20 protein-coding genes are annotated in these 19,936 nt (G+C 50.6%); 4 read left to right on the forward strand and 16 right to left on the reverse strand.

The window, feature by feature from the left end:
• Positions 1-6: 6 nt before the first annotated feature.
• From tolQ to TK45_RS08620, 15 genes are all read right to left on the reverse strand, one after another.
• On the reverse strand, positions 7-678 hold the full coding sequence (gene tolQ / locus TK45_RS08550; protein WP_371414267.1) for a protein TolQ: 672 nt from the start codon (positions 676-678) through the stop codon (positions 7-9).
• Position 679: 1 nt separating this feature from the next.
• A complete protein-coding gene (gene ybgC, locus TK45_RS08555; protein ID WP_131258229.1) occupies positions 680-1,081 on the reverse strand; it encodes a tol-pal system-associated acyl-CoA thioesterase in 402 nt (133 codons plus the stop codon).
• Positions 1,082-1,708: 627 nt separating this feature from the next.
• On the reverse strand, positions 1,709-2,719 hold the full coding sequence (gene ruvB / locus TK45_RS08560; RefSeq protein WP_131258230.1) for a Holliday junction branch migration DNA helicase RuvB: 1,011 nt from the start codon (positions 2,717-2,719) through the stop codon (positions 1,709-1,711).
• Positions 2,716-3,342: a Holliday junction branch migration protein RuvA gene (gene ruvA, locus TK45_RS08565; protein WP_131258231.1), complete on the reverse strand. Its 627-nt coding sequence runs from the start codon at positions 3,340-3,342 to the stop codon at positions 2,716-2,718. The genes ruvB and ruvA overlap by 4 nt, the downstream gene beginning before the upstream one ends.
• A 33-nt stretch (positions 3,343-3,375) precedes the next feature.
• On the reverse strand, positions 3,376-3,894 hold the full coding sequence (ruvC, locus tag TK45_RS08570; protein WP_131258232.1) for a crossover junction endodeoxyribonuclease RuvC: 519 nt from the start codon (positions 3,892-3,894) through the stop codon (positions 3,376-3,378).
• A 60-nt stretch (positions 3,895-3,954) separates the two neighbouring features.
• Positions 3,955-5,715, reverse strand: a complete 1,761-nt coding sequence (gene aspS, locus TK45_RS08575; RefSeq protein WP_131258233.1) for an aspartate--tRNA ligase — start codon at positions 5,713-5,715, stop codon at positions 3,955-3,957.
• A 110-nt stretch (positions 5,716-5,825) separates the two neighbouring features.
• Positions 5,826-7,172: a sigma 54-interacting transcriptional regulator gene (locus TK45_RS08580; protein ID WP_131258234.1), complete on the reverse strand. Its 1,347-nt coding sequence runs from the start codon at positions 7,170-7,172 to the stop codon at positions 5,826-5,828.
• The gene (locus TK45_RS08585) at positions 7,162-7,728 is read right to left on the reverse strand and encodes a hypothetical protein (RefSeq protein WP_131258235.1); all 567 of its coding nucleotides are present in this window, start codon (positions 7,726-7,728) and stop codon (positions 7,162-7,164) included. The genes TK45_RS08580 and TK45_RS08585 overlap by 11 nt, the downstream gene beginning before the upstream one ends.
• Positions 7,725-9,122 (reverse strand): HAMP domain-containing sensor histidine kinase, encoded by a 1,398-nt coding sequence (locus TK45_RS08590; protein WP_131258236.1) that lies wholly within the window; start codon positions 9,120-9,122, stop codon positions 7,725-7,727. The genes TK45_RS08585 and TK45_RS08590 overlap by 4 nt, the downstream gene beginning before the upstream one ends.
• Positions 9,123-9,220: 98 nt before the next feature.
• A complete protein-coding gene (locus TK45_RS08595) occupies positions 9,221-9,724 on the reverse strand; it encodes a hypothetical protein (RefSeq protein ID WP_165490745.1) in 504 nt (167 codons plus the stop codon).
• A 303-nt stretch (positions 9,725-10,027) separates the two neighbouring features.
• Positions 10,028-10,486: a TerB family tellurite resistance protein gene (locus TK45_RS08600; protein WP_165490746.1), complete on the reverse strand. Its 459-nt coding sequence runs from the start codon at positions 10,484-10,486 to the stop codon at positions 10,028-10,030.
• On the reverse strand, positions 10,483-11,256 hold the full coding sequence (locus TK45_RS08605) for a S1/P1 nuclease (protein ID WP_131258239.1): 774 nt from the start codon (positions 11,254-11,256) through the stop codon (positions 10,483-10,485). Before TK45_RS08605 ends, TK45_RS08600 begins: the two co-directional genes overlap by 4 nt.
• A 15-nt stretch (positions 11,257-11,271) precedes the next feature.
• Positions 11,272-11,721: a GNAT family N-acetyltransferase gene (locus tag TK45_RS08610; RefSeq protein ID WP_131258240.1), complete on the reverse strand. Its 450-nt coding sequence runs from the start codon at positions 11,719-11,721 to the stop codon at positions 11,272-11,274.
• 47 nt (positions 11,722-11,768) lie between these two features.
• The gene (locus TK45_RS08615; protein ID WP_131258241.1) at positions 11,769-13,418 is read right to left on the reverse strand and encodes a SpoIIE family protein phosphatase; all 1,650 of its coding nucleotides are present in this window, start codon (positions 13,416-13,418) and stop codon (positions 11,769-11,771) included.
• A 3-nt stretch (positions 13,419-13,421) separates the two neighbouring features.
• A complete protein-coding gene (locus tag TK45_RS08620; RefSeq protein WP_131258242.1) occupies positions 13,422-13,727 on the reverse strand; it encodes an STAS domain-containing protein in 306 nt (101 codons plus the stop codon).
• Between the two features lie 110 nt (positions 13,728-13,837).
• On the opposite strand from TK45_RS08620, the gene yciH reads away from it, so the two are divergent.
• From yciH to pheA, 4 genes are all read left to right on the forward strand, one after another.
• The gene (yciH, locus tag TK45_RS08625) at positions 13,838-14,164 is read left to right on the forward strand and encodes a stress response translation initiation inhibitor YciH (protein WP_131258243.1); all 327 of its coding nucleotides are present in this window, start codon (positions 13,838-13,840) and stop codon (positions 14,162-14,164) included.
• Positions 14,165-14,174: 10 nt separating this feature from the next.
• The gene (locus TK45_RS08630; protein ID WP_131258244.1) at positions 14,175-14,975 is read left to right on the forward strand and encodes a response regulator; all 801 of its coding nucleotides are present in this window, start codon (positions 14,175-14,177) and stop codon (positions 14,973-14,975) included.
• Between the two features lie 76 nt (positions 14,976-15,051).
• A complete protein-coding gene (locus TK45_RS08635; RefSeq protein WP_131258245.1) occupies positions 15,052-17,406 on the forward strand; it encodes a penicillin acylase family protein in 2,355 nt (784 codons plus the stop codon).
• A gap of 167 nt (positions 17,407-17,573) precedes the next feature.
• Positions 17,574-18,761 (forward strand): prephenate dehydratase, encoded by a 1,188-nt coding sequence (pheA, locus tag TK45_RS08640; RefSeq protein ID WP_131258246.1) that lies wholly within the window; start codon positions 17,574-17,576, stop codon positions 18,759-18,761.
• A gap of 47 nt (positions 18,762-18,808) precedes the next feature.
• Here pheA and tyrA read toward each other — a convergent pair whose 3' ends face one another.
• A complete protein-coding gene (gene tyrA / locus TK45_RS08645) occupies positions 18,809-19,933 on the reverse strand; it encodes a bifunctional chorismate mutase/prephenate dehydrogenase (protein WP_131258247.1) in 1,125 nt (374 codons plus the stop codon).
• Between the last annotated feature and the right edge of the window lie 3 nt (positions 19,934-19,936).

Genomic DNA, 19,936 nt, shown 5'->3' on the forward strand with positions numbered 1-19,936 from the left:
TCCCGCTTAGTCGTTAGCACTCATGGCAGTCTGACGCTGCAATATGGCAGAAAACTCTTCCATAAAATTGCCGTAGTTATTTTCCAACTTTTCGACCTGATTACTGAACTTGTTGTAGGCAATAACCGCAGGGATCGCAGCAAACAGACCCATTGCGGTGGCAATCAGGGCTTCGGCAATACCCGGCGCAACCATGGCTAACGTCGCTTGCTGCACCTCACCTAACGCGATAAAGGCATTCATAATGCCCCATACGGTACCGAACAAACCGATGTAGGGCGAGATGGAACCAGTGGTCGCCAGAAATGGCAGATTGCGCTCCATATCTTCCACTTCGCGTGAAAGCACCACCCGCATTGAGCGGTAGGTACCATCCATGATTGCCTGAGGCGGCATGTTGGCACTTTTACGTAAGCGCATGAATTCTTTAAAACCGGCACAAAACAGCGCCGCCATACCAGAGTTGTGTGAACGTGCAGACAGCTCCTGATAAAAACGCGATAAATCGACACCCGACCAGAATTTATCTTCAAAGCGACGCATCTCTGCTTTAGCGGCAGACAGAGCACGATGACGCTGAAAAATAAATGCCCAGGACAAGACCGAGGTAGCCAACAAGGACAACATGACTAATTTAACCAGCAGACTGGCCTGCATAAACAGACCGATAAAAGACATATCAGCTTGCACGACGTAATTCCCCTAAAATATCAGCCGGTATCGCGACCGGTTTCATTGTATCCAGTTGCACACATGCCACTTTGACCTGCACGCTGACCAGACATTTTTCGTTATGATAAAGTTGTTGCTCAAACACCACACTGGCGGCTTTCAATGTGCTGATTTGACTGACCACCAATAATTCCTGATTAAATCTGGCGGCCGCCATATTGTCCATCACCACATGACGAACCACAAACCCGACGCCCTGCGCGAGTAGGGTGTCCTGCTCTATGCCCAGCGATCTTAACCATTCGGTGCGCGCTCTTTCAAAGAACTTTAGATAATTGGCGTAATAAACAATACCGCCTGCATCTGTGTCTTCGTAGTAGACCCGAATCGGCCAGTGAAATTGTGCCATGGTAAGACTCCGTAATCCTGTCGAAGTTGCACTATGTTAGCGAAAAGCACGATCAAAGTTTGATCATTTTTTATGATTTTTTAACGTTACGTTAGAACTTTTCAATAAAGCTTATTTTTTATACCAATTCACTACTCAGGTATTGATATACGTAGCTTTTTAAACTTTAGTTCAGACAATAAAAACAATTTATTAACATGTCTAAAGGCCAATCTAGACAGATAAAAAAATATTTAGACAGCAAAATGCATTTCATCTGCATTTTTTGTCACTTTAACTACATAAATCCATACATTTTTCTATTGCTCAAAAATTATCCATAAATTTTAAATGCCTGTTTTTAATGGGATTTATTGTCTATTTGTCTTTTTATTTCAACTTTATGACAATGAATAACTTTATTCACATTAAAAAAACTTATAGATAAATTGCAATTTTTCTCGGTTGTGAGAACTCATCAGACTTGTACAATACACTCGTTTTCTGAGGTAGCGCCCCTCTACGGACGCGTTATCTACGAGAGCCTTGTCGCTCATCTCCCATTGATGTGTACAGACATGTTCCCTGGAATCTTTTTCTACTTGTTGTTACTTTGCCCACGCCTTTGCGTGGGCTTTTTTTTGCCTGTTAATCAGTATTTTTAATATCAAAACCCAGATGCAGATAAGCTCGCTGGGTAGCAATACGTCCGCGTGGAGTACGCTGGATAAAGCCTTGTTGAATCAAAAACGGTTCAATCACGTCTTCAATGGTATCTTTTTCTTCACCGATAGCCGCCGCCAGGTTATCCAACCCGACGGGTCCGCCCATGAATTTGTCGATAATTGCGGTGAGTAGTTTACGATCCATATAATCAAAACCTTCCCGATCCACATCCAGCATATTCAGAGCCGCAGCAGCCACCTCGCCATCTACCTGACCGGCGTTTTTTACCTGGGCAAAATCCCGAACCCGGCGCAACAGTCGGTTAGCTATGCGCGGCGTGCCACGTGAGCGGCGCGCGATTTCTTCGGCGCCAGCACCCTCCAGATGCTGATTCAGATAGCTGGCAGAACGCTGAATGATTTTGGTCAGATCGCGTACGTTATAAAATTCCAGACGCTGCACGATGCCAAAACGATCCCGTAGTGGCGACGTTAACGAGCCCGCTCGGGTGGTGGCACCAATTAAGGTAAACGGCGGTAAATCCAGTTTGATCGAGCGTGCGGCAGGACCTTCACCGATCATAATATCCAGCTGATAGTCTTCCATCGCCGGATACAATATTTCTTCCACCACAGGGCTGAGACGATGGATCTCATCAATAAACAGCACGTCGTTTTCTTCGAGGTTGGTTAACATCGCCGCCAGATCACCGGCCTTTTCCAGCACCGGGCCTGAGGTGGTTTTGATATTTACGCCCATTTCATTGGCGACGATATTCGCCAGTGTGGTTTTACCCAATCCGGGCGGGCCGAAAATCAGCAAATGGTCGAGGGCGTCACTACGTTGACGCGCCGCCTGAATAAAAATTTCCATCTGAGCCCGCACATGATCCTGACCGGTATAGTCAGCCAGCATTTTGGGGCGGATGGCGCGATCCAGCGCCTCGTCTTCACGACTGGCACCGGCACTGATTAAACGATCGGCTTCTATCATGCGCTCACCATTGACCGCAGCGCTTCACGGATCATGTCTTCGCTGCTCTTACCTTCGGCATAAACGGCTTTGACTGCCTTTTGCGCCTGTGGCTGTTTATAACCTAACGCCATAAGTGCACTGATGGCTTCACTTTGATTATCGCTGGTCAGCAGGCCTTCCGGCGCCCCCGGAGCAAAGACCAGATTGCTATCGATGTCGGCTTTTTCCGACGGTTGCAGATTCTTCAGGCGATCGCGCATTTCAATCAGCAAACGCTCTGCGGTTTTTTTACCTACTCCCGGTAATTTAACCAGCGTATTCACATCATCAAAATTCACGCACTGCACAAATTGATCGGTAGTCATGCCAGACATAATGGCTAGCGCCAGCTTAGGCCCAACGCCATTGGCTTTGATTAATTCACGGAACAATGCACGATCTGATTTTTTCGCAAAACCAAACAGCAGTTGCGCATCTTCGCGCACAACGAAATGGGTATACAGAATTGCTTCGCTACCACAGGCGGGTAACTCATAAAAACTGGTCATCGGGATTTGAATTTCGTAACCCACGCCCGCTACGTCGATAAGTACGTCCGGCGCAGATTTTTCAATGAGTGTGCCTCGAATTCGGCCTATCACAATAACCCCTTATTAGAATATGTTAATCGGGACCTAGCGCAGGCGCCCTCGCACCGTTTTGCTGGCTTGTCCTGCCATTTTTATCAGACTCTGCTGACTATGCCCATGACATAATGCCACCGCCAGGGCATCGGCCGCATCAGCCTGGGGCGTACCGGGTAATTGCAGCAAATATTTCACCATATGCTGCACCTGAGTTTTGGCTGCCGAGCCCTTGCCCACTACGGCCTGTTTAATCTGTCTTGCTGAGTATTCTGCCACCGGCAGATTATGGTTGGTGGCGGCGACGATAGCCGCTCCGCGGGCCTGCCCGAGTTTTAACGCAGAGTCCGGGTTGTTGGCCATAAATACCTGTTCAATGGCAAATTCATCAGGCTGGAACTGGCCGATAATTTCACAGATAGCGGCATGGATGGTTTGCAGACGTTGCGGCAATGGCGCATCACCGAGGCGTATACAGCCACTGCCGAGATATTCGAATTTACTCCCTAGCTGCCTGACCACACCGTAACCGGTTAATCGCGAGCCCGGGTCAATCCCTAAAATGATCACACTGTGTTCCGATTTGCGTGAGAATGTGCCAGCCCACAATTTGCAGGCTGGCGCAGCTTATCAGGCATCCTGCTTAACAGTTTGGATAGCCAGTTCTTTTAACTGCTCATCATTGGCTACACCCGGCGCTTCGGTCAACGGACAAGCGGCAGTGGTGGTTTTCGGGAACGCCATTACGTCGCGAATCGAGGTCGCGCCTGTCATCAGCATAACCAGACGGTCCAAACCAAATGCCAGACCCGCGTGTGGCGGTGCACCATACTTCAACGCTTCTAACAGGAAACCAAACTTGCTTTGCGCTTCCTGCTCTTCAATGCCCAGAATACTGAATACCACTTCCTGCATGGCCTGATCGTGGATACGCACGGAACCACCACCCAACTCAACACCGTTTAACACCATGTCATAGGCATTTGACACGGCACCGGCTGGTGCGGCTTTCAATTCTGCCGGGGTCATATTGCGTGGTGCGGTAAATGGGTGGTGACAGGCAAACAGTTTGCCGTCCACTTCTTCGAACATAGGGAAATCCACTACCCACAACGGGCGCCATTCACCTTGCAGCAGATCCAGATCCTCACCGATACGCAGACGCAGCGCGCCCATCGCTTCGGTAACAACACTATATTTATCTGCGCCGAACAGCAGGATATCGCCATCTTCGGCATTCGTCCGTTCGATTAACTGGGCGACAACCTCGGCTGACAGGAACTTAGCCACTGGCGACTGCACGCCGTCAAAGCCCGCCGCTTTATCGTTGATCTTCATCCATGCCAGACCTTTGGCACCATAGATCCCCACGAACTGGGTGTAATCATCAATCTGTTTACGCGACAAGCTGGCACCGCCCGGTACGCGCAGTGCACTGACACGGCCTTTAGGATCATTTGCCGGACCAGAGAATACTTTAAACTCGACACCGGCGAGAATATCCGCCACATCGGTCAGCACCATTGGGTTACGCAGGTCAGGTTTGTCAGAGCCGTAGTACTTCACCGCATCGGCGTAGGTCATACGCGGGAATTCGCCCAGATCCACATTCAGCATCTGCATGAATAAATCACGGATCATGCCTTCGGTGATGCTCATAACGCCTTCGGCGTCGAGGAAGGTCGTTTCAATATCGATTTGGGTAAATTCTGGCTGACGGTCCGCACGTAAATCTTCATCACGGAAGCATTTTACGATCTGATAGTAACGGTCCATGCCCGCCATCATCAGCAGCTGTTTAAACAACTGAGGTGACTGTGGCAATGCAAAGAAACGGCCTTTGTGGGTACGGCTGGGTACCAGATAATCACGGGCACCTTCTGGCGTGGCTTTGGTCAGCATCGGCGTTTCGATATCTAAAAAGCCCTGCTCTTCCAGATAACGGCGCACTGCGCTGGTTACGCGGGCACGGAACTTTAAGCGATCGGCCATCAATGGACGACGTAGATCCAGGTAACGGTACTTCAGGCGTTGTTCTTCAGAGTTGTCCTGATTGAAATCCAGCGGCAGCGGCGCGGACTTGTTCAGTACGGTGACATCTTTGCCGAGAATTTCGATCTCGCCAGTGGCCATGGTTTTATTGATCTGGCTATCGGGACGCGCACGCACCAAGCCTTTGATCTCAACACAGAATTCGTTACGCAGGCTATTTGCTTTGGCAAAGACGTCTTCCAAATCCGGATCGTAGACTACCTGTACGATGCCTTCACGGTCGCGAAGGTCGATGAAGATAACGCCACCTAAATCCCGGCGACGGTTAACCCAGCCGTGTAAAGTGACAGTCTGGCCAATATGAGACGCGTTAATTTTACCGCAATAATCCGTACGCATTGATGTTACCTGTTGAGCCCACCTGACGGGCGAAAAGACTAATTACAAAAGCCGCTTATTATAAACATTCGCCACTTAAAGTCACCCGTCGCAGGCGGTGAATATCAGGATTATTCGCTTTCCTCCAGACGCATATCACTCGCATTAAGATCATGTTTTTTAAGTAGTTTGTGCATATCTGTACGATTTCTACCCGCCAGTTCGGCGGCGCGTGTGACATTTCCTTCCGCCATTTTCAGCACTTTCACCAGATACTGACGCTCAAACGCATCACGCGCTTCGGTCAGGGTAGGAAAAATTCCGGCAGACTCAGACAGGGCTTGTTCGACCAAATGCACGCCCACAACCGGCGTGTGGGTTAACGCCACGCATTGCTCCACCACATTCACCAATTGGCGCACATTACCCGGCCATGGCGCAGTGCTTAGTAACTGCATGGCATCATCGGCAAAGCGCGACACGTCAACATTATGTCGTTCGGCGCTTTGTTTGAGCAGATAACGGGCAATCAGCGGAATGTCTTCGGCACGCTCATTGAGCGCTGGCAAATGCAGATTCACTACATTCAAGCGGTAGTACAAATCCTCCCGGAACTGCCCTTCCTGCATGGCCTGTTTGATATCGCGATGGGTGGCGGAAATAATTCGCACATCGATATCATAGGTTTTGCTGCTGCCAACCGGGCGGATCTGACGCTCCTGCAACGCACGCAATAATTTGACCTGCAGATGCAACGGCATATCACCAATTTCATCCAAAAATAATGTGCCTTTATCGGCCTGACGGAACAGACCGGCATGCTCGGCCACCGCGCCGGTAAATGCACCTTTGGCATGACCAAACAATTCCGACTCCAGTAGATTTTCCGGAATGGCACCGCAGTTAATCGCGATAAACGGATGATCACGGCGCGGGCTGGCGCGGTGGATGGCACGGGCCAGCAATTCTTTTCCGGTGCCGGATGCCCCCGTCACCAGTACGCTGACATCACGTTGCGCGACCCGATAGGCTTGCTCCAGCAACTGTTCGACCACCGGAGAACGGGAAATGATATCCCGCCGCCAGTTATCATCCCTAGCCACATGGCTGACTGCCAGCGCCCGCTCAATACTGCTGCGCAGCGCCTCATGATCCACAGGTTTAGTAATAAAGCCATGCACCCCACGCTGAGTGGCGTCAACTGCATCGGCGATGGTGCCATGGGCCGTCATAATGATCACCGGCAGGCCCGGAAATTCGCGCACCACATCATCAAACAGCGCCAGACCATCGGCGCCCGGCATGCGCAAATCAGAGATAATTAAATCCGGGGTGTCCTTACGTAATAATTTCAGCGCCTGCTCAGCGCTTTCGGCACAGATCACATTGTGCCCTTCTCCCTGCAGACGAATACTGAGTAATCTCAGCAGGCTGGCGTCATCATCGACCAGTAAAATACGGCCTTTATTACTGCTCATTGGTTACCTCTTGGCTGGTAAGTCGTTGTTCTAGTTTTAACAGCGCCTGGATTTGTGCATGCATGGCGTCTAACTGCGCCTGCTGTTCGGTTAATTGGCTATCCTGCTCGCTCAATGTAGCGGCTTGCCGGGCGTTAAGCTTACCCAGCGTGACCAGCGCCGACTCATATTCGAGCATTTTCTGCGCATTTTGGTATATCAACAGATCTAACTTTGTCGCCAGTTGTGGCGGCAAAGACTTGATTAACGTTTGCATGCTTTGCTGCGCTCGCAGGCGGCTTTGATACGGCGTGTCAGACGGCTGACTGAGAATAATCGCCTGCAAACGTTCTTCCGGTTGCTCGCCCAGCTTGGCAATCATGGCTTTACGGGTGGGCCAGTCCAACTGCGCGCTTTGCTGCCAGTAATCCAGCCATGCCAGTTGGCTGCAGGCATCATCAGCAAGTCGCAGTGCGCTACCTGCACAGCTTAATTGCAGATACCCCTGTTGCTGCAATGACTGTTGCAGTGACTGACAACCACTGAGCAACAGCAATAATCCAATTAGAATTCTCATACCCTCTCCCTGTGCATCGGAATGCTCACCAATACACTAAATTCTCCACTTCCGGCCGCGACGATATCCAGTTTACCACCCATCATACGTACACAATCTGCCACAATTGAGAGCCCTAACCCACTGCCGCGACGGCCATCGTTGCGTTCCTGGCCTCCCCGTTCAAACGGCTCGAGCAGGCGTTTCGGATCAAGTGACTGTGTCGACTGACAGGCATTGGTGACCTGCAACATCTGATGGTTCTCATCGTTCCAGATCCGCAGCACAATGGTACTGTCCTGCAACCCATAGGCGACGGCATTGTTGAGTAAATTATCCATCACCCGGGTCAGCAAATTCTTATCAACCAGCCAGTTTTGCGCTTCAATCTGGTAGTCAATTTGTTGGTGCTGCTGCGCGGCCGTCAGGCGATGACTGGTCAACACCTCGTCTAAAAAGGGAGCAATGGCTAACTGCACCGGACGTGATTCAGCATCCTGCAGCAGGCGGTTATAGTCGAGCAATTCCTCTACCAGATTTTGCATTCGACGTACCGAGTCATTTAATAATCCTACCACTTCACGCTGTGAGGTTGAGAGCTCGCCTACCACCTCATCGGCAAGCAGTGCACACCCCTCGCTCAGGCTAGCCAACGGTGTTTTCAATTCGTGGGAGGCATGACGTAACATGGCGTGGCGTACACTTTCCAGTTCCTGCAAGCGAAACGCCAGCCAGCGTAAGCGGGTATCCAACTGGGCCAACTCATAGGGGTGTTCAAACCGGCGCAGTGGCAAGGCTTTGTCTCGCGTGCCAATCGCGTTAATCAAATTGCGCAACTGCTGCACAGGGCCAAGAATAAGCTGGCTTCCGCCCCACACCATCAATACCGTGGTAAGCACCAGCGCCAGTGTCTGCCAGGTCAGGCGGGATTGCATGTCGCTCACCTGCAGTTGCTGACTGGCTAATGACGCATCTAATTGCTCTGCTGCTAACGTCTCAAACTCGTTTAATTGCTGTGACAAACCAGCAAAATACAGCGACAACGTATTCTCATCGCTATTTTCGTCCAAACGCGCCAGGGTATCTTTGAGTTGTTCGCAGAGGGTTTGCTGAGGTGCCTGATCGCACAGATTGTTCAGACTCTGCAGCACTTGTTGTAATTGCTGAGAAATGAGCCCCTGCAGTTGGGCATTTTTAATAATGTTGTACTGACGAACCAGACGTTCCAGATCGCGACTGCGACGCTGCAGTAATTCGATATCACGAGTTAAATCAACGGCTTGACGCGCCTGCGTGGCATACAGTTGCACCACATGTTGCAGCGACTGCTGAGTTTGCCAAAGCAAAATCATCAATGGCAGCAAGGCCAAAAAAAAGCTAAACAGAATGATCTGTCGTAACGATCCTAACTGCACACTGTTCCTTAGTGGTCACAATCGCCACACCTTAAACCAAGCCTGTAACAAAGTAAAAAGGCTGGATGATCCAGCCTTAGAGTAGACAATAACCAGACTTAAGATTGCGCGCCGTTCTGCCCGGCTAATTCCAGTTCCGCACTGCTTAACTGGCCGTCACCATTGAGATCCAGTTTACCGAATGACGACAGCAGACTTGGGTTAGACATGGCCTCTTTAATGGTTAATACACCATCTTTGTCATGGTCTAGCTCGTTCAGTAAAACGGCTGAGTATTTTTCCTTGGCTTTTTCGGCTTTTTTATCAGCCTTTTCTTCTGCCTTCTGCGCTTTTTCCGCAGCCTTAGCTTTCATTTTATCCATTTTGTCCATGGCTTTTTCTTCGGACTTTTCTTGCGCTTTTTCTTGCATCATGGCGTGTTTTTCTTCCGCCGCCTGCTTCGCTTCTTCTGCACGTGCCAGGCCTTGTTCTGCATTGACCTGCGCTTTTGCCTCAACCACGGCTTGTTCCGCTTTGGCATTTTGCTTTTCAGCGCCTTTATCCTGAGCATTTGCTACCGCGCTTAATACCAATAAACCTGACACTAAAATTAATTTTTGCATGATTCTGATCCTTTCGTTGCTGATGTTGTCGTACTGCCTTAAAAACCCGGGGCACATGTGACAAGTTGTCACAGCCCCCGGAAGTCCGACAGGTCACGACAAACCTGCCAGGTGTGAGCCGGCGTCTCGGGTATTCCTGCTCACATCCTTGCTATATCAAAACTGATGCCAACTTTATTTTTTGTTTTGAATCAATAACTTAAAGCAGACGCGCACAACGGAGCGCTGAGATATGTTGCTAACTGGCGACACCAATTAAACAAAAAGACAAAAAACCATAATTTTCAGACAGTTAAGCTGTAATCAATTGGCGTCATCAGCGCCAGAGGTCGCTTCCAGCTTGGTTTGAATAAAATCGCTATGATTGAGATAGAGTAAATCGGCAATCTTACGAATTGCCCAATCTTCGTGTCCGTCTAAATGAGCATCTGCATAAGCCAGTTTCCACAATCCGGTGAGCAGTTCACGCTTTTGCTCATGACTGAAATGCGCATTGATCACACGGGTAAAACGCACCATATCCAGTGCTTCATCGGCGTGCTGGCGGGCATCCTGAATCAGTGCATCCAGCTCATCTTGTGCCACACCCCACGCGTCATGTAATAACTTGCGCAACATGCTCAATTCATCTTCACCGACCTTATGGTCGCTGCGAATGACCTCAAAAAATAATACCGCCGTAGCCATTTGAGTAGACAGGCTGTGGTGCTGTTCTGCATGCTGAAACTGACTTTCCAGCCAGGTTTTTAAACGCGCGATCATGGGTGCGTCTCCGGCCATAATTGATTAAGAATGTGCGCCAATCGCAATCCTGCCTGCAGGATCCGCTGGCGGCTATACAGGTTGTCCTGTCTGAAACGATTGGCGCTGATTGCCCCCTCTTCCAGACGATTAATACTGCGCGCTTTGTTAAAGGACTCCTGCGCGATTTGCATTAACGACGCGACCTGCCAGCGAACCTGCTCTTCATGGGAAAATTGCCCACGAATATTCAGCGCCAGTCGCTCGGCAAAAGGCTCATTCGCCAGTACGGCGCTATCCCAGTAGTCATAACGGCTTATCGGTTGTCCTTGCCAGCGGTCAACAGATGGTAAGCTGAACGCACTGGCCACATTAATGTGCATGGGTTGATGCAAATCGGCCATCAGGTGCGTCACGTAGGCCAGCGCCAACGCCTGCTTTTCCCCACTTTCCTCGCGCAGCAACAGCAAATTATTATGCAGCGCCCGCACGATACACATTTGCGCACAATCGCGGGCTAAGTCCAGTTGTTCGGTGCCAGCTGGTACCCGCCATTCATGCCAGGACTGGGTGTCGGCATACTGAGGCAACTGACGAGTAATGTCCGCCAGACCAGATGCTTCGGCCAAATTAGCCAGATTGAGCTGTGTCAGCAGTGATGCCACCTGCGCTCGCGCCGTCGGATTTAGCTGTGCATAAGCGATATGGGCCACAGTCTGATGGCCTTTGAGACTCATGGCCAACGCTGGAACACAGCTGAATGTCAGCAGCAGGGCCAGAAAACGAATCAATTTACCTCCGCGAAATTAATCGTGACTACTTTCAAACATCAGATAATGGCTCTCATGTAAGCCATTTTTGATATAGGTTTGCTGCGCAACATGATTGTCCTTTTCTACGTAAAGGCGAATACCACATACATTGCCCGCTTCGGCCGCCAGCGCTTCTACTTTACCCTGTAGCGCAGAATACAAACCGCTGCGGCGCGCCACTGGCAATACATAGACACTTTGGATCCACCAAAAAATGCCATTACGCCAGTCACTCCATTCATAGGTCACCATTAATCCGGCAACGATTTCACCCTGTTGTTCCGCAACCAGGTAAAAACCGTATTGTGGATTTTCCAGTACGGCACGTACGCCAGCGGTCAGGGTTACCTCATCCAAACGTTTATTTTCGGTTTCCAGTGCCATAGCCTGATTGAAATTGACCAGATGCGGCAAATCCGCCAGTGTGGCTTTACGAATAGTCATAGTGATCCCTTTGTTACATACCGGCCATTGGGGCGCGGCAACACAGGTTAATTATCCAGGTGATATACCACAGTCACGCGGGTACCACCGTCGGCATATTCAACGTTGCCACTGAGACAACGCAATAAATTCAGGCCGCGGCCATGCAGCGCATCCAATCCTTGGGGGCCCGTTTGCATCTCTTTATAACCAAAGCCCTGCCCCGAGTCTTCCACGCAAATGACGATTTGCTGTTGCCTTGGGTTAAATGACATCTCAATCCGGATTTTACCCGAATTGAGTGCGGCGAGACGTTGCTCTCGCAAACGGTAATAGGCACTGAAGCCTTCATCATCGTCTTTCATGGATGAGTCAAGTTGCAACAAGCCGTGCTCAAGCGCATTGGCGTAAAGCTCAGATAAAATCGTAAACAGATAACCGCTGTGACGGTGCAGCCCACGTTGGGCCGACAACTGCTCAATCAGGTGAGTGATGGGATTGATTAACCGAATATCCTCTCCCTCGATGGTCACCGTAAAATGCCAGGGCATCAGCGGCACAATCCGCGCTTTTTCCGCCGGCAACTGGCCGCAGCGAAAACTGAACAGGGTAATATCATCCAGTTGCTTACCCGGCCCGCGGAATATCTCCAGTCGCGTTATCAGCTGATGAATATCGATATCCGGGGTGTCACTTAGCCAGCGTTTGATGCCCTGTACGCCCAACATACGTCCGGCCTGATTGGTGACTTCAGTCACCCCATCGGTAAAACCCAGCAAACGGTCGCCGGGCTCAGCGATATATTGCATTACATCACGCTCAAACTCATTGGGCTCCATGATCCCAAGTGACATGTGCTGTGAGTTAAATTCTTTGCGCAGCTCGCCTTCTGCGCTGAACAATAACAGAGGCGGCATCCCGCCGTTCCAGATACGCATGCGCACGCCGGCGTTATCTATTTCCCCGACAATACAGGCAAAAAACATATCGCCCGGTAATAACTGGCGTAAGGTGCTATTGAGGGTGGCAGCAATCTCTTCGACCGGCAGCCCTTTGGCACTGGTGGTCATAAACGCTTTGGCAGTGGGCAATGCGCCAATGGCCGAGGCCAGACCATGGCCGGTAAAATCACCAATCAAAAAATACAGCGTGCCCATATAGGACGTATTAAGCAGGAATAAATCGCCGTTGAAGTTACTCGCCGGGGCAAGGTGAAAATCCATCAACTGCTGCGCATCAGCGTTGATCTCCAGCGCATTGGCAAAGATATGCTCAACAATCGCGTGCTCGCGTTGAATGCTGACCTGATGGCGCTTTAATTCCTGATTTTGTTGCTCTAACTGCTCGCTGAGAATTCGCGCGCGACTGTGTGCACGCAATATAGCTTCAATAATAACCGGACGATAAGGCCTGAGTAACACATCGTCGGCCCCCAGCTGCAGGCATTCTGCATGACGCTGTCGTTGTTGTTTATTGAGGATAACCAACACCGGCAAATGCAGTTGACCAGCCAGATTTTTGCAGCGACTGATCGCATCAGGCTGGGCCTGCAGTATTTGCCAGTCCACCAGCACCATGTCCACGGCGCGCTGATGAATAAGCTCACCGGCAATGTCGATATCATCAATGTGCGAGACACTGACGTAATTGAGTTGCTGCAATAACGCAGCCAGCGCAGAACGTTGCGACAGGTCGGCATCGACCACTAACAACCGCATAAGCTATTCAATATCAAATTTTTTATCGAAACGGGCAATTTGGAAGATATTACGAATCGTTTCCCGACAATTGATCAGCCTGAAGCATTTGACCTGTTGGCCCAGCACACGCTGCATATTGAGTAACATGCCTAATGCCGATGAGTCCATATAGGAGGTTTGTGATAAATCAATGACCACTTCGGTGACTGAATTGTCCAGCTCGGCATAAGCCTGGCGAAATTGCTGAACCATTTCAAAATCAAATTTATCTGCTAATTCGATGGTAAGGGTAGTGCCATCCTGGGAGAGCCTGTTATCAAGCTTCATTGTTATTATTCCCCGATAAACTGCTATCGATATATACCCACATATCACTGCATTGGGTAAACTAATCGGTACTATAACGTAACTCCCCTTCTGCACCAATAAGGTAACGCATGTCAAATAAGGATTCTGTACTGGTTTACAGCACGGGCATAGGTCGTATTGACACCCCTGCCCATTCAGAGCCACAACGCAGCGGTGATGGCATAGCCCGTATACGCCGAGAAACCAAAGGACGTAAAGGTAAAGGCGTTACAACCATTAGCGGCCTGCTATTTAGCGATGCTGAGCTAAAATTGCTGTGCGCCGAATTAAAGAAACAATGTGGTTGCGGCGGCTCGGTCAAAGAGGGTGTCATCGAAATACAAGGCGACAACCGTGAAAAAATCCAGCAAGTCCTTGAAAAAAAAGGTATAAAAAGCAAGCTTGCCGGTGGTTAACGAGGAGTATATGGCAAACGATATCGCATTATCAGAGTTGAGCATCCTGTTGGTTGAACCTTCGGATACCCAGCGAAAAATTATTACCAGCATGCTGGAGCAGGCCGGTATCGGACAAGTAGAAAGCGCCGGTACCATTGGCGAAGCATGGGATATGCTGGCCGGCCATGGCGCAGATTTAGTGGTCAGTGCTATGTATTTTTCCGACGGTACCGGACTGGAATTACTGCAAAAGATCAAATCCAATGAGGCCCACCAGTCTTTGCCATTTATGTTGGTGTCCAGCGAATACCGCAAAGAAAAGTTAGAGGAATTTAAGCAATCCGGCGTCGTTGCGATTTTGCCCAAACCGTTTGAACCGGTGCATTTATCCCGTGCGTTGGCCGCGTCATTAGATCTGATCAATACCCATGAAATCGAACTGGACTTATTTGATGTTGAACAGTTGCGGGTGTTGTTGGTGGATGACAGCAAAATGGCGCGCAACCATATTCGCCGCGTACTGGAAGGCATGGGACTCAAACAATTCGCCGAAGCGGAAAACGGCGCGTTGGCCCTGACATTGCTTAAAGACCAGACGTTTGATTTAGTTGTTACCGACTATAACATGCCAGAAATGGATGGCCGTGAGCTCTCTGAGTTCATTCGTTTCAGTCCGGAAACCGCACATATTCCGATTATTATGGTGTCATCCGAAGCTAACAGTGCCAAGATGGCGAATATCCAGCAAACTGGGGTGAATGCCCTGTGTGACAAGCCATTCGAGCCTGCTGAGGTTCGTCAGATCCTGGCCAGTCTGCTCAACCATTAGTTTGTCAGTCGGCGCAGATGGATTTGCGCCCAATCCTTGGTTAAGGTAGCCACTATGCCCTATCAAGGAAGAAACCATGTCCCGCGCCCGTCTCTTTATCTATAGCCTTTCCGGCATTTTGCTCCTGTGTATTGCCTGCTTATATTTGCTTCTGCGAGCCAGTCTGCCTGCGTTAGATGGTCAGGTAAAAAGCACTTATCTGAGCGATGCGGTGACCGTTAAACGGGATGCATTAGGGAGCGCCGATATCTTTGCACAGTCGCGCGACGACCTGGCGTTCGCGACTGGCTACGTGCACGGGCAAGAGCGCTTTTTCCAGATGGATCTAATGCGTCGCAATGCAGCCGGCGAACTGGCGGAATTAGTCGGTCAGGCGGCACTGCCACTGGATAAGAAACGCCGCTTGCACCAGTTTCGCCTGCGAGCTGAAAAAATACTGCCGACCCTGCCACAACAACACCGGCAGTTACTGGCGAATTACGCCGCCGGCGTCAATCAGGGTATCCACGACCTGAGCATGCGGCCATTCGAGTATCTGTTACTGAATCAGGCTCCCATCCCATGGCAGGCAGAAGACTCACTCCTGGTGATCTACAGCATGTACATGCAACTGCAATATAGCGATGGAAAGCGCGATATCAGCGTTGATGCTCTGCACAAACTGGTGCCTGAACAATGGTTTGACTTTTTAATGGCCAGTGGCAGTCGCTGGGATGCGCCGTTGGATGATTCGATAATCCCGGAGCCATCCCTACCCACTGAGCCGCTACCTGCACAAATAAACCAGCGCAGCCGGGAGGCTTTCGACCAACCTGGCGATTTGCTGCCCGGAAGTAATAACTTTGCGGTCGCCGGCAGCCTCACCCGCCATGGCGGTGCAATGTTAGCTAACGACATGCATTTGAACATTTCCGTCCCCAATATCTGGTACCGCATGCGCTTAAACTGGCAGGACGCCGATCAACGTCATTTTGTGGTTGGCGTCAGTTTGCCCGGCACCCCCATGGTGATCGCTGGGAGCAATGGCAAACTGGCCTGGGGCTTTACTAATACTCAGGGTGACTGGAGTGACGTGATTCGCCTGACGGTGTCACCGGGTGGCGAACAGTACCTGACACAGTCAGGCTGGCAGGCTTTCAGTTACCAACAAGAGACCATTAATATTGCCGGACAGGATAGCGAGCCCCTGCGGATTAAACACACTGAGTTTGGTCCGGTCATTGGTGTGGATGCGCAGGGCAATCCGTTGGCGCTGCGATGGGTCGCCCACGACCCGCGCGGGGTAAACCTGCAACTGATGCAGATAGAAACCGCAACATCCGTCACCGAAGGGGTCCGGATTGCCCATCAAGCCGGTATGCCGGCACAAAACATTATGCTGGCCGATGCTAGCGGGAATATTGGCTGGACGGTGGCTGGGCCTATCCCGGCGCAGCCAAAATCTGATAATCGCTTGGTACTGGACAGTCATGCCAAAGACAATCGCTGGCAGGGCTTTATTCCCTCAGAACGCTATCCACAGCGAGTGAACCCTGTGGATGGCAGGTTGTGGACGGCGAATGCCCGCACGTTAGGTGATGAATTCGCCGTCATCGGTGATGGCGGGTTGGCGCTTGGCGCCCGCGCCCAGCAAATTCGGGATGGACTGCGCAGTCTGCCCCAAATCGACGAGAAGGATTTATTCGCTATTCAACTGGACGATCGCGCACTGTTTTTAAGCCGTTGGCACGATTTGTTGTTGCAGAACGTTATACCCGGCGCTGATTTTGCCGGCAAGGCATACGCTATCGAGGCGCTACAGAACTGGCAAGCGCGCGCCAGTGCAGAATCATTGGGCTACCTGCTAACTCGTGAGTTTCGCTTAAAAGTCCGCCATCTGCTGTTTTCACCGTTATTCACCGCCTTGCAACAACAGGAGCCCGCCGTATCTGCCAAGAGTTTGTACGCGCCGTTGGAAACTGCCATGTGGGCCTTGGTGAGTGAACAACCCAAGCATTTACTGCCGGGTGGTTACGACAACTGGCAACAGCTTTTACAACAAGCCTGGCTGGCGACACTGACTGACTTAAACCAACAAACCGGCAACTGGCAAACCGCCAGTTGGGGCACTTATAACCAAAGCTATTTTCAGCATCCGTTGGGTAAAGTTATTGATACCCTAGCACCACTAACCAACATGCCGTCAGTGCCGCAAGCCGGTGACAGCTTTATGCCGCGGGTTGCCACCAACAGCTTTGGCGCCTCAGAGCGCCTTGTGGTGGCTCCGGGGCAAGAGCAAAGCGGCATATTGAGTATGCCCTCAGCACAATCAGGTCACCCCCTCAGTCCATACTACTTTGCCGGTGAAACCCGCTGGCAGGCAGACGATCCGGTGCCGTTGCTCCCGGGGAAAACGGTGTGGCAACTGGAAATGTTACCAGGGACTAATTAGCGGTTGACAGCCTACCCTTCGAGCCTTACATTCGTCCTATGAAAAAAGTATACGCGAAATTTTTTGGCTTCTTTACCCCCTCTCGTTAGGAGGATTAGCCGCATTTTGCCGTTAAAAACCTCCATTCAGGAGGTTTTTTTGTTTTAACCCGGTGAGGACAACACAGAATGACACAAACAGAAGATTTGCTTGCCCCAATCCGGGAGCAGATAAATCAGGTCGACCAACAGGTATTGGAGTTATTGGCCAAACGCCGCGGCCTGACGAATCAGGTTGCCGAGGCTAAGATCCAGACAGCTAAACCCATCCGCGATCAACACCGTGAACAGCAGTTACTGGTAAAACTGATTAAACAGGGGCAAAAACTGGGGCTGGATCCCCACTTTATCACCCAGTTATTTCACGTCATCATCGAAGACTCGGTACTCAACCAACAGGCGCTGTTGGCTGAGCGCGCCAACCCGGAACAATCCCAACCGCTCAATCGCGTGGCATTTTTGGGCAACAAAGGCTCATACAGCTATCTTGCGGCAAAAAAATATTTCTCCCGTCGCGCCGGTGAGTTCCTTGAATTAGGCTGCCAAAGCTTTGCCGAAATCATTCAGAAAGTGGAATCCAATCAGGCCGACTACGCAGTATTACCAATTGAAAACACCAGCTCTGGCAGTATTAACGAAGTCTATGATCAGTTACAGCACACCAGCTTAAGCATCATTGGTGAACTGACTCACCCGATTAAACACGCGCTGTTGGTGGCGGATAACACTGACACCAGTAAGATCACGACGTTATATGCGCACCCGCAGGTGTTCGCTCAATGCAGCCACTTCCTGGCTGAACTGGGCAATGTGGAAGTCAAACCGTGTGACAGTACATCCGCAGCCATGATGAAGGTCGCCGAGTTGCAATCACCTCATGCCGCAGCCATTGGCAGTGAGGCCGGTGGCAACTTGTATGGCCTGACCGCAATTAAATCTAACCTGGCGAACCAGAAAGAAAACCATAGCCGCTTTATTGTGGTGGCGCGTAAGTCGGTCAAAGTGCCGATTCAGGTGCCCGCCAAAACCACGTTAGTGATGTCGACGGTGCAAAAGCCCGGCGCATTGGTTGAGGCCTTGTTGGTGCTCAAAGACAACAACATCAATATGACCAAGCTGGAATCCCGCCCGATTACTGGCAATCCATGGGAAGAGATGTTTTATATCGACGTGGAAGGCAACCTGCAGGATGGCCCGATGCAAAATGCCATCGAAGGCTTACGGGCAATTACCCGTTATCTGAAAGTGCTCGGCTGTTACCCCACAGAGGAAGTCACGCCGACCAAAGTACCGCTCGCCGCGGCACTTCAGGACTAAAAAAAGAGCGCATCTGCGCTCTTTATTTTTAACACTGAATTCAGCTGCTAACCGCGGTCATCATCGGCTTTAAGCAGCAGCTTTTTGCTTTGCACCAGACAGGTTTTGGCGTAATCCCCAAACCATTCAGCAATCTCTTCGAACTGATGAATAAACGCCTGCTTATCTCCGCGTTCGACCATGGTTAATGCCTGCTGATAGCGCTGACTGAAACGCTGTAACAAGGCTTTGCCTTCGACGCTGCCAAAAATAATATCGGCATAGAGTTGCGGACTTTGTGCGAACAGACGCCCAACCATGGCCAGTTCCAATCGATATATCGGTGAACTGAAGGCAATCAGCTGCTCTAACAATGGGTTTTCTTCCGATAGGTGCATGCCATACACAAAGCTGGAGAAGTGACGCATCACCTGAATAAACGCCATCGCATGATCATGGTTCTCGGGACTGCTATGAATGACCTTTGCCCCCCAGATTTGCATCTGTTGAATCAGCCATTCGTAAATTTCCGGATAGCGACCATCACACACCACGATAACCTGTTTAGCCAGGCTGCCTACATCCGGACCGAACATAGGGTGCAGACCGACTACCGGCCCCTGATGCGCCGCTAACATAGCCTGTAAAGGGGCATGTTTGGTACTGGTAACATCTGCCAGAATACAGGCGGGCGGTAAGTTACTCAGGCGTGCGATGACCTGTTCGGTTAGCTTGATGGGCACGGCGACCAGCACCAGATCCGCATCATGTAATATGTCATCGGCGCGCGGCCAGTCATCCGCTTCCAGCACCGACACATGATAATTACTGTGCTCGAATAATCGCACAAACACCTGCCCCAACGCACCGGCACCACCGACCACCACGATTTTGTTGATGTCGGGATTGATGCGTACGAAATAGGTATCACTATCCTGATAGGTTTCGCGTTGAATACGTTTGGCCAGATCTTCGGCGAATTCCGGGTTTAGTCCGGCATTTTTCGCAAATGCCACCATTTCGGTTACGATGGCGCGATCCTGACTGGCTACATAGACCGGATGGCCTTCCTGACATTGCTGCTTTGCCAGCTGATACGACACGTGCATTCGCTTTGCCAGTAATTCAAATAGTTGTCCATCTAACTGACGGCGCTGCTCTAATAGCGCCGTGGCATCCTCTGACAATGTCATTGT

It is taken from the genome of Bowmanella sp. JS7-9, from assembly GCF_004329715.1.
GTDB classification, from domain to species: domain Bacteria; phylum Pseudomonadota; class Gammaproteobacteria; order Enterobacterales; family Alteromonadaceae; genus Pseudobowmanella; species Pseudobowmanella zhangzhouensis.